Genomic DNA, 15,736 nt, shown 5'->3' with positions numbered 1-15,736 from the left:
GCAAAGCGGCCCCAATTGCATCAACCGTGATTCTTGCCGAGCAAGGCGTGATAAAGCTCGGTATCCCCAAGAATCCCCACCACCCGGTCGTTATCCTGCAACACCAGCTTGTTGCCCGTCTGATAACGAATCTGCAGCGCCTCGCGCATGCCAATATCGGCGTGCACCACCGTCGGCCTGCGCTCCAGCAGCTCCACATCCTGCCCCGGTGCCCAGTTCTGCATGTCCAGCCCGTTCTGGCCCTGGCGTGCACGCTTCAGCGCGCCGCCTTCGCCCAGGTCCAGCCATGAATCGATACCCGGGTCCAGGCACACCGAACCATTGACCCGCTTGCAGTTGTCCAGGCTGCGCATCAGGCTGCGACCGCACAGCACGTTCAGCGGGTTGGTGTGGGCAACGAAGGTACGCACGTACTCGTCGGCCGGGTTGAGCACGATTTCTTCCGGCTTGCTGTACTGGATGATCCGCCCGTCTTTCATGATGGCGATGCGGGTACCCAGCTTCAGGGCTTCGTCCAGGTCGTGGCTGACGAACACGATGGTCTTGCTCAGCTTGGCTTGCAGGCCCAGTAGCTCATCCTGCAGGCCCTGGCGGATCAGCGGGTCGAGGGCCGAGAACGGTTCGTCCATCAGCAGGATGTCGGCATCCATCGCCAGCGCCCGGGCCAGGCCCACGCGCTGCTGCATGCCGCCAGACAACTCGTCCGGCTTCTTGTTGCGCCACTGGGTCAGGCCCACCAGCTCAAGCTTTTCGTCGACCAGCTTGCGCCGTTCCTTTTCCGGGCGGCCCTGCATTTCCAGGCCAAAGCTGATGTTCTCGCGCACCGTCAGCCAGGGCATCAGGGCGAATTTCTGGAACACCATGGCAATGCGCTTGGTGCGCATCATCTTCAGCTCGGCCGGGGTGCAGTGGGCAATGTCGATGTGCTTGCCTTCGTGCTCGACGAAGAGCTTGCCGCGGCTGACGGTGTTCAGGCCGTTGATGCAGCGCAGCAGGCTCGACTTGCCCGAACCGGACAGGCCCATCAGCACGCAGATCTCACCCTTGTTGATGTCCAGGTTGGCCTTTTCGACGCCCACCACCAGGCCGGTCTGCTTGAGGATCTGCTCGCGGGTCTTGCCTTGGTCCAGCAGCGACAGCGCCTCGCGCGGCTTGTTGGAGAAAATGACGTCGACGTCTTCGAAACGAATGATGCTCATGCCTCACCCCTTACCGGCAGTTCCGGTTGCTTGCAGATACGGTCGAGCATGATCGCCAGCAGCACGATCGCCAGGCCCGCTTCGAAGCCCAGGGAGATATCGGCGGTGTTCAGTGCGTTGACCACAGGTTTGCCCAAGCCGTCCGCGCCGACCAGGGCGGCAATGACCACCATCGACAGCGACAGCATGATGCACTGGGTGACGCCGGCGGCGATGCTTGGCATGGCGTGCGGCAGTTCGATACGGGTAAGCAGCTGGCGGCGCGAGCAGCCGAACGCTTTACCCGCGTCCATCAGCTCTTGCGGCACGTCGCAGATGCCCAGGTAGGTCAGGCGAATAGGCGCGGCGATGGCGAACACCACGGTAGAGATCAACCCCGGCACCACACCCAGGCCGAACAGGGTCAGGGTAGGGATCAGGTACACGAAGGTCGGCACCGTCTGCATCAGGTCCAGCACCGGGCGCATGGCGGTATAGAACATCGGTTTGTGCGCGGCAAGGATGCCCAGCGGCACGCCGATCACCACGCACACCACCGTGGCGAACGTGACTTGCGCCAGGGTTTCCATGGTTTCCTGCCAGTAACCCAGGTTGAGGATCAGCAGGAACGACAGGGCAACGAACACGGTCAGCGCCCATTTGCGCTGGATCAGGTGCGCCAGGGCGGCGAACAGGGCGATGAGTACGAATGGGTTGAACCAGGTCAGGGCACTGGTGACCCCATGGATCATGAATTCCAGGCCTTGGGCGATAGCATCGAAATAGTTGGCGCCGTTCTGGGTCAACCACTCGACAAATGAGGCGATGTACTGCCCCAGGGGTATTTTCTGATCGATAAGCATGATAGCGAGCTTCCACCTGCATAGATTGAAATCAACCCGGGGCAGGCACGGTCCTGCCCCGAGGTAGCGCTATTGCGTAGTACGTTATTGCGCGAGCTTGGCCTTGGCTGCCTCAAGGCCCGGTTTGCCATCCACGGTGGTCACGCCGGCCAGCCAGGCATCCAGCTTGCCTGGGTTGTCCTTGAGCCATTTCTTGGCGGCGGCCTCGGGTTTCATCTTGTCGTCCAGGACATAGCCCATCATGGTGCTTTCATCCTTGAGCTCGAACGACAGGTTCTTCAACAGCTGGCCGACGTTGCTGCACTCCTGCGCATAGCCCTTGCGGGTGTTGGTCAACACGGTCGCCTTGCCGAAGTCGGGGCCGAAGAACTCGTCCCCGCCGGTCAGGTACTGCATCTTGAAGCGGGTGTTCATCGGGTGCGGTTCCCAGCCCAGGAACACCAGCGCCTCGCCGCGTTTCTGCGCGCGGTCGACCTGCGACAGCATGCCGGCCTCGCTCGATTGCACGATCTTGAAACCGGCGTCCTTCAGGCCGAAGGCGTTCTTGTCGATCATGCTCTGGATGGTGCGGTTGCCATCGTTACCGGGCTCGATGCCGTAGATCTTGCCGTCCAGTTCCTTCTTGAACTTGGGAATGTCGCTGAAATCCTTCAGCCCCTTGTCGTACAGCGCCTGGGGTACCGCCAGGGTGTACTTGGCGTTTTCCAGGTTGGCGCGCACGGTTTCTACCGTGCCAGCGTCGCGGTACTGCTTGATGTCGTTCTCCATGGTCGGCATCCAGTTGCCGAGAAACACGTCCAGGTCCTTGCCGGTGGCCAGCGACTTGTAGGTCACCGGTACCGAGATCATGGTGGTGTGGGTCTTGTAACCCAGTGCTTCAAGCACAACGCTGGTGGTGGCGGTCGTGACCGTGATGTCGGTCCAGCCGACATCGGAGAAACGTACCGTCTGGCACTGCTCGGGCTCGGCGGCCTGGGCCAGCAACGGCGCGGACAGCAACGCAACCAGCAACAGCGAGGGTGAACCTTTCATGGATGGACTCCTGTGATTTTGTCTTCGGGTTCGCGTGGGTCGCCGGGCTTTCTCAGGGTCCGGTCGACCAGGCCTGCAGAGGGCAGGATGCGTGGCCGTGCTTTACGAGTCGCTTTCGATAATCCTCCAGCGCCGGGCAATCGCCTACTGGTGGGGTCGTAACCAGTACGGAACGGGTCGTATCCAGTATGGGCGATGTCGCTTATGGATTTTTCCACCCCCTCAGCCGCATTTTTACGTCACCAGGCCGCCGGAAAACGGCGAGGTGAGCGCTGCTCTCCCTGTAAAAAACGCGCGGCGCTGCTGGACAAAAGTACGTCGGTTGCAGACGGCGAGGGGGGCGGTAAAAGCCCGATGATGCTGGCATTCAAGGCGGCCCGCTGTTTGAGCCTAGCAGCTGCCCCGCCCTGCGCATGGCGCGCAGAGACAAGCCCAGCAAGAGGTGATTCGACAATGGCCATCAGCGTGTTCGACCTGTTCAAGATCGGTGTCGGGCCTTCCAGCTCCCACACCGTCGGCCCCATGCGTGCTGGCGCCCTGTTCGTCCAGGGGCTGCGCGAACGCGGCGAGCTGGAGCGTGTTAAACGGATCGAAGTGCGCCTGTACGGCTCGCTGTCGGCCACCGGTATCGGTCATGGCACCGACAACGCCACCATCATGGGCCTGATGGGCGAATGGCCTGACGCCATCGACCCTACCCAGATCGTGCCGCGAATCGCCGACCTGCGTGAAACCAACACCCTGCAGCTGGATAGCCGCCTGCCCATCGAGTTTGTCTGGGCTCGCGACATGCTGCTGCTGGACGAGAACCTGCCGTACCACCCCAACGCCATGACCTTGATTGCCGAAGGCGAGCAGGGCGAGCTGCACCGCGATACCTATTACTCGGTGGGTGGCGGCTTCGTGGTCGATGCCGCCCAGGCCGCCAGTGGCGTGCTGGACGCCGACCAGACGGTGCTGCCGTACGATTTCAACAGCGCCGCCGAGCTGCTGCGCCTGTGCAAGCAAAACGACCTCAGCGTGTCGCAATTGATGATGGCCAACGAGAAGGTCTGGCGCAGCGAGGAAGAGATCCGCGCCGGCCTGCACAAGCTCTGGGAAGCCATGCAGGAATGCGTCAACAATGGCCTTAAATACGAAGGTACGCTGCCCGGCGGGCTGAACGTGCGCCGCCGCGCCGCGAAGCTGCACCGCAGCCTGCAGGAAGTCGGCAAGCCCAATGTGATCGGCTCGACCATGAGCGCCATGGAGTGGGTCAACCTGTTCGCGCTGGCGGTCAATGAAGAAAACGCCGCCGGCGGGCGCATGGTCACCGCGCCTACCAATGGCGCGGCCGGCATTATCCCGGCGGTGTTGCATTACTACATGCGCTTCAGCGACGCGGTAAACGAGTCCAACGTGGTGGAGTACTTCCTCGCGGCGGCCGCTGTGGGCATCTTGTGCAAGAAGAACGCGTCGATTTCGGGTGCCGAAGTGGGTTGCCAGGGCGAGGTTGGCTCCGCTTGCGCCATGGCCGCTGCTGGCTTGGCCGAAGTGCTTGGCGCCACCCCGCCACAGGTGGAAAACGCCGCTGAAATCGCCCTGGAGCACAACCTTGGCCTGACCTGCGACCCGGTCGGCGGGTTGGTACAGGTGCCGTGCATCGAGCGCAATGCGATTGCGGCAGTAAAGGCCATCAACGCAGTGCAGATGGCCCTGCGCGGTGACGGCGAACACTTCATCTCCCTCGATCAGGTGATCCGCACCATGCGCGACACCGGCGCCGACATGCACGACAAGTACAAAGAGACCTCCCGCGGTGGCCTGGCGGTCAGCGCTATCGAATGCTGATGCGCCGATTTTGATCTGGCTACTACACGACGCCCCATTCTGGGGCGTTTGTGTTTCTGCCAGTCGCCTGCCAGTCGCCTGCCGGTCGTCGGATGTCGTTATCGATGCTAGCGTTGTCGGTGACACTCAAGAGTGTCGTTTCTGGGCAACCTACACTGTGCGTGTCACCAAATTGCTCAGCCGTTACACGCACGGCGCCTAGCACGCCCGTTTGCGTACACCAGGCCAACTCGATCAAAGCACCTGATTTGCCGAACAAAGGCGTCGTTTTCAGGTTTTTTTGGACAGCCGTTCAATTTCAGGCACGGCGTTTGCGTTGAGATTGGCAACCAAGCCCCGGCACATGAACCGGGGCCATAACAAGAAATCAGTGCCCGCCTGAGGCACACCCTGCATTTGTGTGAGGAGAAATCGCGATGACGTCGTACACCTCCGGGAACCCAACCCAGAACCGCACAACACCCCAGTCCATCGGGTTTCTTCTATTGGACAATTTCACCCTGATTTCCTTGGCATCAGCCGTTGAGCCGCTGCGCATGGCCAACCAGCTGTCCGGCCGCGAGCTGTACCGCTGGCATACCCTGACCGTCGATGGTGGCCAGGTGTGGGCCAGCGATGGCTTGCAGATCACCCCGGACGCCGCCATCAATAATGCACCGCCCATCGACACCGTGATTGTCTGCGGGGGGGTTGGCATTCAGCGTTCGGTCACCCGTGAGCACGTTACCTGGCTGCAAGCTCAGGCTCGCCAGTCGCGCCGTCTTGGTGCGGTGTGCACCGGCAGCTGGGCACTGGCCTGTGCCGGCCTGCTCGACGGCTTCGATTGCAGCGTGCACTGGGAATGCCTGGCGGCAATGCAGGAAGCCTTCCCACGCGTGAACATGAGCACCCGGCTGTTCACCCTCGACCGCAACCGCTTCACCAGCTCTGGCGGCACCGCGCCGCTGGACATGATGTTGCACCTGATCAGCCGCGACCATGGCCGCGAGCTGTCGGCAGCGATTTCCGAGATGTTCGTTTACGAGCGCATCCGCAACGAGCAGGACCACCAGCGTGTGCCGCTCAAGCACATGCTCGGCACCAACCAGCCGAAGCTGCAGGAAATCGTCGCGCTCATGGAGGCCAACCTCGAAGAGCCGATCGACCTGGACGAGCTGGCGGTGTATGTGTCGGTTTCGCGTCGGCAGCTTGAGCGGTTGTTCCAGAAGTACCTGCATTGCTCGCCGTCGCGCTACTACCTGAAACTGCGCCTGATTCGTGCACGGCAGCTGCTCAAGCAAACGCCAATGTCGATCATCGAAGTGGCGTCGGTATGCGGTTTTGTGTCTACGCCACACTTCTCCAAGTGCTACCGCGAGTACTTCGGCATTCCGCCGCGTGACGAGCGTGTGGGCTCCAATACCGCGCAACAGGTGGCGATGATGCCGATTCCACAGGCCATGACCCTGTCGCCGCACAGCGGGCCTATGGCCGCTCTGAGCCAGGCGCGCAACGAGTCGACGTTTGCCAGTGTAAGGCTCTGATGCCGCGTTGACTTCTTCGCGGGCACGCCCGCTCCCACAGGTACTGCGCACGGCTTGAATGTGATGCGGTCGATGTGGGAGCGGGCGTGCCCGCGAAGAGGCCAACACAAATCCACATGTTGATAATGATTCTCGACTACGGGTAACATCGCCGCCCCCGAAACCCTCTGGCATACCCCCCCGTGGCGGACGAAAAACTCCAGCTCTACCTGGCCCATCGGGCGGCATTGCTCGACTATGCCGCGCCGATCGTCGGCTGCCGCGCCCGTGCCGAGGATGTGGTGCAAGAAGCCTGGCTGCGCTTCAGTCGTCAGCAGGACGATGCCGACATCCGCCACCCGGCCAGTTACCTGTACCGTATCGTGCGCAACCTGGCGCTCGATCACACCCGTCGCACCGCCACCGAGAAAGTCCAGCCCGGCGGGGACGAGATACTCGTTGAACTGCCCTCGGCCAGCGCATCACCTGAGCAGGTCGTTACCCAGCAGAACGAACTGGGTGCCATCAGTCGCGCCCTCGAAGCACTGCCGCAACGCACCCGCGTAGCGTTCGAGATGCATCGCCTGGGCGGCCATACCCTGCAGGAAGTAGCCACTCACCTGAATGTTTCGGTCAGCCTGGTGCACCAGCTGGTGCGCGATGCCTTGAGCCATTGCATGGCATGCCTGGAGGATGACCTGTGAAAAAAAACCAGGCGGGTGCGTCTTTTGCGGAGCGGGGCGACTTTGTGCGAACCTGCGCGCCCTTCAGCCCCCAGGAGACTTGCCCGACATGACGTCAGCAGACCTCATATCCAGCCGCCGCGAGCAGGCCCTGGACTGGCTCCTGCGCCTGCAGCAGTCTCCTCACGATCATCAGCTGAGGGATGAGTTCGAGCAATGGTGTGCCAGCGACGCGGCCAATGCACAAGCCTACTTCAAGGCTGAACGGGTCTGGCAACTTACCGGTCAGCTAGCGCCGACCACCACCGAACTGTGGCCAAAGGCCGAAGTGCTACCGCTGCCAGTCAAGCGTCAATCCAGGAGACGCTGGTGGCTGGGAGCGGCCGTTGCAGCTTGCTTGCTGGTGGCAGTCGCGCCTTCTTTGAGCCTGCGATTGCAGGCTGACTACCGCACCGCACAGGGTGAGACCCGCGACGTTACCCTGGCCGATGGCAGCGTGGTGCAGATGGACAGCGATACCGCCATCGCCGTGGACTACAGCGGTGATCATCGGGATGTGAAGCTGCTCGCCGGCCAGGCGTTCTTCGAGGTGATGCCCGACAAGGCCAAGCCCTTCCATGTGCGTGCCGATGACGTGAAGGTCACTGTGACCGGCACGGCGTTCAACGTCGAGCTGCGGCCTGGACGGGTAGGGGTGGATGTGCAGCATGGTTCGGTACGGGTTGAAGACACTTCCGATGCGCAGCTGCTGGCGGGCGCACTGACCGCTGGGCAGCGGCTGCGGTATGCCGAGGGGCGGGTGCAGTTGCAGGCCTTTGTACCTTCGCAAGCGGCTGCCTGGCGGCAGGGGCAGTTGATTGCCGATGACCAGACGGTGGCCGAGCTGGTTCAGGCGCTGGCGCCGTATATGCCAGGTAAGGTGATGCTGCGTGACGATGCTTTGGGTGCCAAGCGGGTGACCGGCGTTTACGACCTGCGCAGGCCCGAGGCGGCGTTGCGGGCTGTGATCCGGCCCCACGGTGGCGAGGTGCGCAGCTATGGGCCTTGGTTGCTGGTACTGAGTAAACCTTGAAATTGCCGGGGCCGCTTTGCGGCCCATCGCCGGCAAGCCAGCTCCCACAGGTACAGTGCAAGCTGCTCTTTGTGGGAGCTGGCTTGCCGGCGATGAGGCCGGTACAGCCACCCAAATTTGCTGTTTGAAATTTTTTTCCGAAATTTCTGAAAATTCCCCGCACTGCCCCGTCTTCTCCCCCGCGCGCAACAACTGATACCGATTCGTATTCTATTTTGCAGCCCGGCGATTGCCGGGGGTGGGGATGTGGGATGACTGAAACATCAAGCCGGAAGCCGCGCAGCGCGCGGGGTTGGTCGTTGCGCCTGAAAAAAGTTGCGGGGGCAGGTGTGCTCGGCATGAGCTGCGCTTTCAACGTTGCGCCCGCCCAGGCTGAGGAGGCGGCCCAGCCGCGCTCGGCGCTAGCCCAGGTTCACTCCTTCGACATCCCGGCACAGAAGCTGGCCATTGCCCTGATCAACTTCGGCCAGCAAAGCGGCCTGCAAGTCAGTGTCGACCCCGACCTGCTCGACGGCCTGCATTCCAGCGCCGTCAGCGGCCAGCTCAGCAGCGAGGCGGCACTGGCGCAACTGCTGCTGGGCACCGGCATCACCTGGGACTACGAATACGGCGCCCTGATGTTTCGCCTGCTGCAAGCCGACAATGGCGCGCTAGAGCTGCACAACACCCTGGTGCTGGGTGATACCGAAGAAAACAGCTTCATGGGTACCACGGTCATCGACCGCAAGGCCATCCAGGCCTTCCCCGGTGCCAACGGCGATATCACCACCTTGCTGCAGATGCACCCGAACGTGCAGTTCAGCACCGAGCAGAAAAGCTCCAACACCCCCGGCGAGATCGACCCCGCCGACATCAGCATCAACGGCGCCAAGTTCTACCAGAACAACTTCATGATCGACGGCATTTCGATCAACAACGACCTCGACCCCGGCGCCCACGGCTACAACGAAACGCGCCAGTTCGACTCGGCACCCAGCCGCTCGCACGGCATCGCCCTGGACGCCGACCTGCTGGAAGAAGTGAGGGTTTACGACAGCAACGTGCCGGTCGAATTCGGTGGCTTCAACGGCGGCGTGGTCGATGCCATCACCCGCAGGCCAAGCCAGGACCTGCATGGCAAGGTGTCCTATGCCATGAGCCGCTCGGAATGGACGCGTTACCACATCACCCGGGAAAACAAGGAAACCTTCGAGACTTCGTCCAACGAAAAGAACCAGCCCGAGTTCAAGAAGACCACCCTGCGCGGCACCCTCGAAGGCCATTTCAACGAAGACTTCGGCGCCCTGTTCAACTTCTCCCAGAAGCGCTCGTACCTGCCACTGCGCGCCTACAAGAATGGCTACAACAGCCCAAACAACGACAATGAAGAAGAGCAGACCCGCGCGCTCGACAACTTCCTGCTGAAAACCTACTGGACGGTCAACGACAGGCTTACCCTGGATACCTCGATCGTTTACGCCCCCCAGGAAAACACCTACTTCCGCGAGGACTACAAAGACTCGCACTACACCAACATCAATGGCGGCTGGCAGGGGTCCTTCAAGGCCACCTATGAGGGCGACCGTGCCACCTGGACCCAGCAGCTGGCGGTGACCAACCTCAACACCTCGCGTGACTCCGACCGTGACGACAACATCATGTGGTACTGGTCCGACGACAAGGACTGGGGCAACCCGGACGGCAATAACCCACGCAGTATCGAAGGCGCCTACGGAAGCCTGTACCAGACCCAGCGTGGCGTTGATTACAAGCTCAAGGCCGATTGGCAAACCATCCCTTTCGCCGGCGGGGTGCACAGCATCACCACTGGCCTGGAGCTGGGTTACCAGCGCGCCACCTGGGAGCGCGAGGACGATGCGCTTTCGGTGATCACCTTCAAGACCGACACCGGCACAAGCTGCGCCGGTGGTGACCCATGGTGCTCGGTCAGCCCCATGCCCAGTGGCGACACACGCCAGTGGGGCCGCGTGTACATGAACTACGGCGCTGGCAAGGTCGACCTTGACCAGAAGAAGTACGCGCTGTTCGTGCAGGACGTGATGGGCTACGGCAACCTCACCCTGCGCCCCGGCCTGCGCTTCGAGGGCGATGACTACATGGAGAAAAAGTCGCTGGCACCGCGCTTTTCCGGTGACTACGACTTCTTCGGCGACCGCAGTACCGTGCTGGTTTTCGGCGCCAACCGCTACTACGGGCGCAACCTGTTCAAGTACCGCTTGGCCGATGGCCGCCAGGCATTCACCTCACGCTACACCCGGGCCAGCCAGGACGGTGAGTGGGTGCTGGCCTCGCAAAACAAGAACCTGAGCAAGTTCTCGACCATGGATATTCCCTATGACGATGAATGGATGGTCGGCCTCAACCAGCGCTGGTTCGACACCGACTTCCAGCTCAAGTACGTCAACCGCAAGGGCCATGACCAGATCTACCGCACGCGCCCCTATTACTACCTGGGCGCGGATGAAATACCCGAGGGCTATAGCAAGGACTACTACGCGTACCTGAATGCCGGCACCAGCGAGAGTGAGAACGTAAGCCTGACCGTTACCCCGATGCAGCCGCTGCGATTCATGGGTACAAGCACCAGCCTGCAGCTCGCCCTGGACTGGTCACGGACCAAGGACGCCTACGGGGCCACCTACGAGGCAGGTGTAGAAAGCGATGAGCTGGCAGGTGCCGATGTGGTGCTGGATGGCAAGCGCATCCCGTACCACGAGCTGCCGGCCAGCGACTACAACCGGCCCTGGACGGCGCGGTTGATGACTATCACCAACATCCCGCAATGGAACCTCACGGTCAGCAACTTCTTCCGTTATCGCGGTGCTTACGACCAGGTGGTCGGCGTGGACCCGGACGTCGAGGTCGCGGGCGAGGTACTCGAAACCTACGAAACGGTCGCCACCCCGGCGGCACCGACCTGGGACTTGCGCCTGGCGTGGGACATACCCACCGGAAAGGACCAAGCGTTCTTCGTCAACGTCGACGTGACCAACGTCACCGACAAGGTCAACAAGATCGCCAGCCGCGAGTCGGTCAGCCTGATCAGCTACGAAGTCGGCCGCCAGTACTGGCTGGAAGTCGGCTACCGCTTCTAACACCATAAAAATCGTGGATACCCTGATGAAAAAGCTCATCGCGGGCCTGCTCGGCCCGCTGTTGCTCGGCGCCTGCGCCACACTGCCCGAGCCAGACGCACCGCTGCCCTGGGATGCCCAAGTGGTGCAGGGCCAATTGGCCAACGGCCTGGCCTACCGGCTGGTGCGCGACACCTCGCAGCCTGGCCGGCTGGACCTGCGCCTGACGGTAAAAGCCGGCTCGGTGGACGAAGCCGACGACCAGGTCGGCGTAGCGCACATGGTCGAGCACCTGGCGTTCCACAGCCGAGCGGGTGGCCAGCAGAAACTGCGTGAACGGATGTCCGGATTCGGCTGGGTACAGGGCCGTCACTTCAATGCCGTAACCAACTATGAACGCACCCAGTACCTCATCGGCCCTCCCGCTGGTGTGCGTCAGGCGCCTCAAGCGTTGCAGGCCTTGCATGACCTGGCCTTCGCCCGCGACTACAACGCTCAGGACCTGGAGCGCGAGCGGCCCATCGTGATTGAAGAATGGCGCGGCGGCCTGGGTGTGGCCCAGCGCATGAACGAGCAGCGTACCGCCTCGCAGCGTGTGGGCTCACGCTACCCCGGGCACCGCACCATCGGCAACGAAGCAGCGATCCGCTCGGCCAGCCTGCACAACCTGCAAGCCTTCCAGAACCGCTGGTACCTGCCCAACAACATGGTGTTGTCGGCGGTTGGCGATTTTGACCCCGAGGCCATGCGCGCCCAGATCGAACAAGCCTTTGGTGCGGCCAAGGCGGGTGAAGTACCGGGCCGGGAGCAGCGCGAGTTGGCGCTGGACAACACGCTGAAAGTGTTCCGCCTGCAAGACCCGCAATCGGGCAGCAATCAGGTGGCGATGCTGTTCCGTTTGCATGAGCCGGACAGCCGCGGCACCACACGCGCCGCATTGCGCGAGCGGTTGATTGACCGCATGACCCTGGCCGCCATGCTCGACAGCCTGCGCCGTCAGCCGCGAGAGCCCGGAGTACGCAGCCTGATTGCGCAGAAAACCCTGATCGGCGAGCACTCCACCGTGCTTGGTATCGCCGCTGGCGTGGAAGGCCAGGCCCATGACCAGGCACTGCAGCAATTGCTGACCGAGACCGAGCGCCTGCGTCAGCACGGCTTCAGCGAAGCCGACTTGCAGCGTGAGCGCGAACATATCCGTGGATTGGGCGACAAGACCCTGGCCAAGCAGGCGCCGCGTACGTTCGAGCAGTGGGTGGAACAGCTCAACAACGCCGCTGTGCAGGACACCACCGTCTCCGACCGGCACGCTATCGCAGCGCGTTACCTTGAAGTACTGGCCAGCATTTCGCTTGGCGACCTGAACGACCGCCTGCGGCGCTGGCTGGCCAGCCCTGACCGGGTATTGCAGGTCAGTGCGGCGGGTACTTCCGAGGTTAGCTTGCCGACCGTGGCGCAGGTCGAGGCACGCCAGGCGAAGCTGGCCGCAAAAGCGCTGCCTGCACCCGTGCAAGTAGCATCGGCAACCGAAGCATCCCCACGCCTGCAAATGCCCACTGCGCCGCCGGCGGCCGCCATCGTCGAGCGCAAGCGCTTCCCGGAGCAGCGTGTGGAGTATTGGCGTTTGAGCAATGGTGACCGGCTGGTCTGGCTCAAACGCAATGGCCCGGAAGGCAAGTGGCTGCTGCAGGCCGACTCGACCGCAGGCTATCAGCTTGCGGGCACCCCGGCCTGGCGGCTGCAAATGGCCGCACAGCTGGCCATGCACAGCGGCCTGTCCGGTATGGATGCGCAGGCCCTGGCAACCTGGCGTCATGAACAGCGCGCCACACTGGGTTTCGACCATCAGCCGCAGCGCCTGCAGCTCAACCTTGGCGCAGCGCCGGAGCAACTGCTGGCGCTGATCCAGAGCTATCGGATAACCCAGCTGGCCAGCATCGACCCGGAACTGTTCACCACCTCGCGGGACGTGTTGCTGCAACGCCTGCACAGCCGCCCGGATGATGTACGCGGGCTGCAAGAACGCCAGCAGCGTGTGCTCAAGTACGGTGTCGACCACTGGCCGTCACCGGATACCGGCGCCCTCGAACAATTGACGGCCGAGCAGCTGAGTGCCGACTGGAAGCTTCTGGCCGGTGCGCCCGTGACGTATTACCTGATGGCGGATATGGCACCCGAACCGCTGGAGAAAATGGTCCGTGAAATGCTCGCAACCCTCCCGCGCAGCACTGCGCTGGCCAGTCAGCAGGCCTTGCAGCAGCCCGGCCAACGCCGTCAAGACCTAGCCATTGCATTGGAACCGCGCGTGGTATTGCAAGCCAGCAGCTTCCAGCCCCAGGCCTGGAGCCCGGAGGCGGCGGTGCGGGTCTCGGTATTGCGCGACCTGGCCAACCAGCGCCTGAAAGCGCAATTGCGCGGCGAGGCCTCGGGTGTGTATCGACTGCGTTTCGACAGCGAGCTGAATGCCGATACGCAGCGAATCGAAAGCAGCCTCAGTTTCACCTGCGACCCGGCCCGGGTCGATGAATTGTGGGCCATGGCGCAGAAGACCCTCGCCAGCTTGCAACCTGACGCCGATTGGGCGGTGGCCGAGCGCCGCGAACTGCTGCGTCAGGAAAGCAAGCGCCGAGATGACCCGCAAACCCAGTTCAAGCGCCTGATCCTCAGTGACCGCCGCTGGCACGACCCACGCTACCTGCAAACCCAGGCGCAATTGCCAGAGGCACTGACCCTGCCTGAATTGCAACGGCAGGCTCAGCAGTTGTTCCCACGGGCCAATCAGGTGCAACTGCGCCTGTTGCCTTCCGCTTCGGCGCTGGAGCAGGCGCTGTGAAAACCCTGCGCACCTTCTACCACCTGAGCCGCCCGTTCTGGCACGACCGTCAGCAGTGGCAGGCCTGGCTCATGCTGGCGGCGGTGATCGGCCTGGGGCTGTTGGTGGTGCAGATCAATGTGCTGATCAATAGCTGGAGCAAGACTTTCTACGACACCCTGGCTGCATTCGATACGTCCGGCCTGTACGGCCTGGTTGGCGAATACGCGCTGTACCTGGGCAGCTATGTACTGATCGTCGTAGCCATGGACTACATCCGCAAAGGGCTGGAACTGCGCTGGCGTCAGGCGATGACCGGGCGCCTGACCGATGCCTGGCTGGCTGACCAGGCCTTCTACCGCCTGGGGCTGACCGGCGAACCGGACAACCCCGACCAGCGCATCGCTCAAGACATCGACCTGATGGTTGGCCTGAGCATCGAGCTGGTGGCATCCCTGGTTATCAACCTGGCGCAGGTCGGTGCGTTCATGGTGATCCTGTGGAACCTGTCCGGTGTGCAAACCTTCAGCCTGTTCGGCGAGACGTTCACGGTTCATGGCTACCTCGTGTGGATCGTGCTGGCCTACACCTTGGCCGGCAGCCTGTTGACGCACCTGATCGGCAAGCCGCTGCACGCGCTGAACTACGCGCGTGAACACCGCGAGGCGGATTTTCGCGCCAGCCTGCTGCGTAAGCGCGACCATGCCGAGCAAATTGCGTTGTACCGGGGTGAAGCGGTCGAACGCGAACACCTGGCCGGGCGCTTTCGCGCCATTGCCGACAACTGGTGGCAACTGATGGGCCGCGAACGTAACCTCAGCTTGTTCACGGTCTCCTATGAGCGTTTGAGCCTGATTATTCCGGTATTTGCCGCCTTGCCGGCATTCATGGCGAAGGCCATCACCCTGGGTGGGCTGATGCAGATCCGCAGTGCCTTCAACGCGGTGCACGGCTCGCTTAGCTGGTTTATCAAGCTCTATCACAAGCTGGTGCGCTGGAGCGCGGCATTGCAGCGGCTTGAGCAGTTCGAGCAGGCCATTGTCGCCAGCCGAGTGCAGGTCACGGCGACTGCGCGAGGTGACTGCCTGTGCACGCGTGGGCTTACGCTCTGCCGGCCAGATGGCAGTGCGCTGCTAAGCGACCTTGACCTGCAAGTGGGGCAGGGGCAGTGGTTACGCCTGGGTGGGCGCAGCGGTCTGGGCAAGTCGACCTTGCTGCGCACCTTGCAGGGCTTGTGGCCTTATTGCCTGGGTGACTGGCAGCTGCCGCCGGGGCGCAGCCTGTTGTTGCCGCAGAAGCCTTACATGCCGCCTATGAGTTTGCGCGGGTTGCTGGCTTATCCACAGGTGCGGTCGATCGACGATGTGCATCTGATCGACGTGCTCGGCAAGGTAGGGCTGGGGGGCCTTATAGGGCAACTGGACAAGCAGGCAGAGTGGGACCGTGTGCTTTCTGGCGGGGAGCAGCAGCGGTTGAGTCTGGCGCGGGCGTTGTTGTATCGGCCGGACACGTTGTACCTGGATGAGGCAACCAGCCAGTTGGACCTGGACAGTGCCCAGGGCTTGCTGGAAATGCTCAGGCGAGAATTGCCGGGTTGTACGGTGGTTGGCGTGACTCACCAGGAGGGGCTGGCGCGGCTGTTCGACCGGACTGTAGAGCTGGAGAAGCTGGCCGAGCCTGCGTAAGGCAGTTC

General features: G+C 62.5%; 10 protein-coding genes. 7 read left to right on the top strand and 3 right to left on the bottom strand.

Annotation, left to right across the window (positions count from 1 at the left end):
* Positions 1–20 precede the first annotated feature (20 nt).
* The 3 genes from choV to A0O30_RS17785 form a co-directional block, all read right to left on the bottom strand.
* Positions 21–1,199, bottom strand: a complete 1,179-nt coding sequence (gene choV / locus A0O30_RS17795) for a choline ABC transporter ATP-binding protein (protein ID WP_019471303.1) — start codon at positions 1,197–1,199, stop codon at positions 21–23.
* Positions 1,196–2,044 (bottom strand): choline ABC transporter permease subunit, encoded by an 849-nt coding sequence (choW, locus tag A0O30_RS17790; protein WP_174244689.1) that lies wholly within the window; start codon positions 2,042–2,044, stop codon positions 1,196–1,198. The genes choV and choW overlap by 4 nt, the downstream gene beginning before the upstream one ends.
* An 81-nt stretch (positions 2,045–2,125) precedes the next feature.
* Positions 2,126–3,073, bottom strand: a complete 948-nt coding sequence (locus A0O30_RS17785; protein ID WP_105947359.1) for a choline ABC transporter substrate-binding protein — start codon at positions 3,071–3,073, stop codon at positions 2,126–2,128.
* A 453-nt stretch (positions 3,074–3,526) separates the two neighbouring features.
* On the opposite strand from A0O30_RS17785, the gene A0O30_RS17780 reads away from it, so the two are divergent.
* The 7 genes from A0O30_RS17780 (at position 3,527) to A0O30_RS17750 (ending at position 15,728) form a co-directional block, all read left to right on the top strand.
* Positions 3,527–4,903: an L-serine ammonia-lyase gene (locus A0O30_RS17780; protein ID WP_016714505.1), complete on the top strand. Its 1,377-nt coding sequence runs from the start codon at positions 3,527–3,529 to the stop codon at positions 4,901–4,903.
* Between the two features lie 416 nt (positions 4,904–5,319).
* Entirely contained in the window at positions 5,320–6,426 is a 1,107-nt protein-coding gene (locus A0O30_RS17775) for a GlxA family transcriptional regulator (RefSeq protein WP_019096860.1), read from the top strand.
* Positions 6,427–6,608: 182 nt separating this feature from the next.
* Positions 6,609–7,109 (top strand): sigma-70 family RNA polymerase sigma factor, encoded by a 501-nt coding sequence (locus A0O30_RS17770; protein ID WP_105947358.1) that lies wholly within the window; start codon positions 6,609–6,611, stop codon positions 7,107–7,109.
* Positions 7,110–7,197: 88 nt separating this feature from the next.
* Positions 7,198–8,160 carry a FecR family protein gene (locus A0O30_RS17765; protein WP_105947357.1) on the top strand — a complete coding sequence of 321 codons (963 nt, stop codon included), beginning with the start codon at positions 7,198–7,200 and terminating at the stop codon, positions 8,158–8,160.
* 338 nt (positions 8,161–8,498) lie between these two features.
* On the top strand, positions 8,499–11,255 hold the full coding sequence (locus tag A0O30_RS17760; protein ID WP_256589704.1) for a TonB-dependent receptor: 2,757 nt from the start codon (positions 8,499–8,501) through the stop codon (positions 11,253–11,255).
* Positions 11,256–11,280: 25 nt separating this feature from the next.
* Positions 11,281–14,064: a M16 family metallopeptidase gene (locus tag A0O30_RS17755; RefSeq protein ID WP_105947355.1), complete on the top strand. Its 2,784-nt coding sequence runs from the start codon at positions 11,281–11,283 to the stop codon at positions 14,062–14,064.
* Positions 14,061–15,728, top strand: coding sequence for an ABC transporter ATP-binding protein/permease (locus A0O30_RS17750; protein ID WP_105947354.1), 1,668 nt, complete (start codon positions 14,061–14,063; stop codon positions 15,726–15,728). Before A0O30_RS17755 ends, A0O30_RS17750 begins: the two co-directional genes overlap by 4 nt.
* The last annotated feature ends 8 nt before the right edge of the window (positions 15,729–15,736 follow it).

It is taken from the genome of Pseudomonas sp. LLC-1 (assembly GCF_002992185.1).
GTDB classification, from domain to species: domain Bacteria; phylum Pseudomonadota; class Gammaproteobacteria; order Pseudomonadales; family Pseudomonadaceae; genus Aquipseudomonas; species Aquipseudomonas monteilii.
Note: the sequence above shows the minus strand (reverse complement) of the source record. Positions and strands in the feature narration are given on the sequence as shown.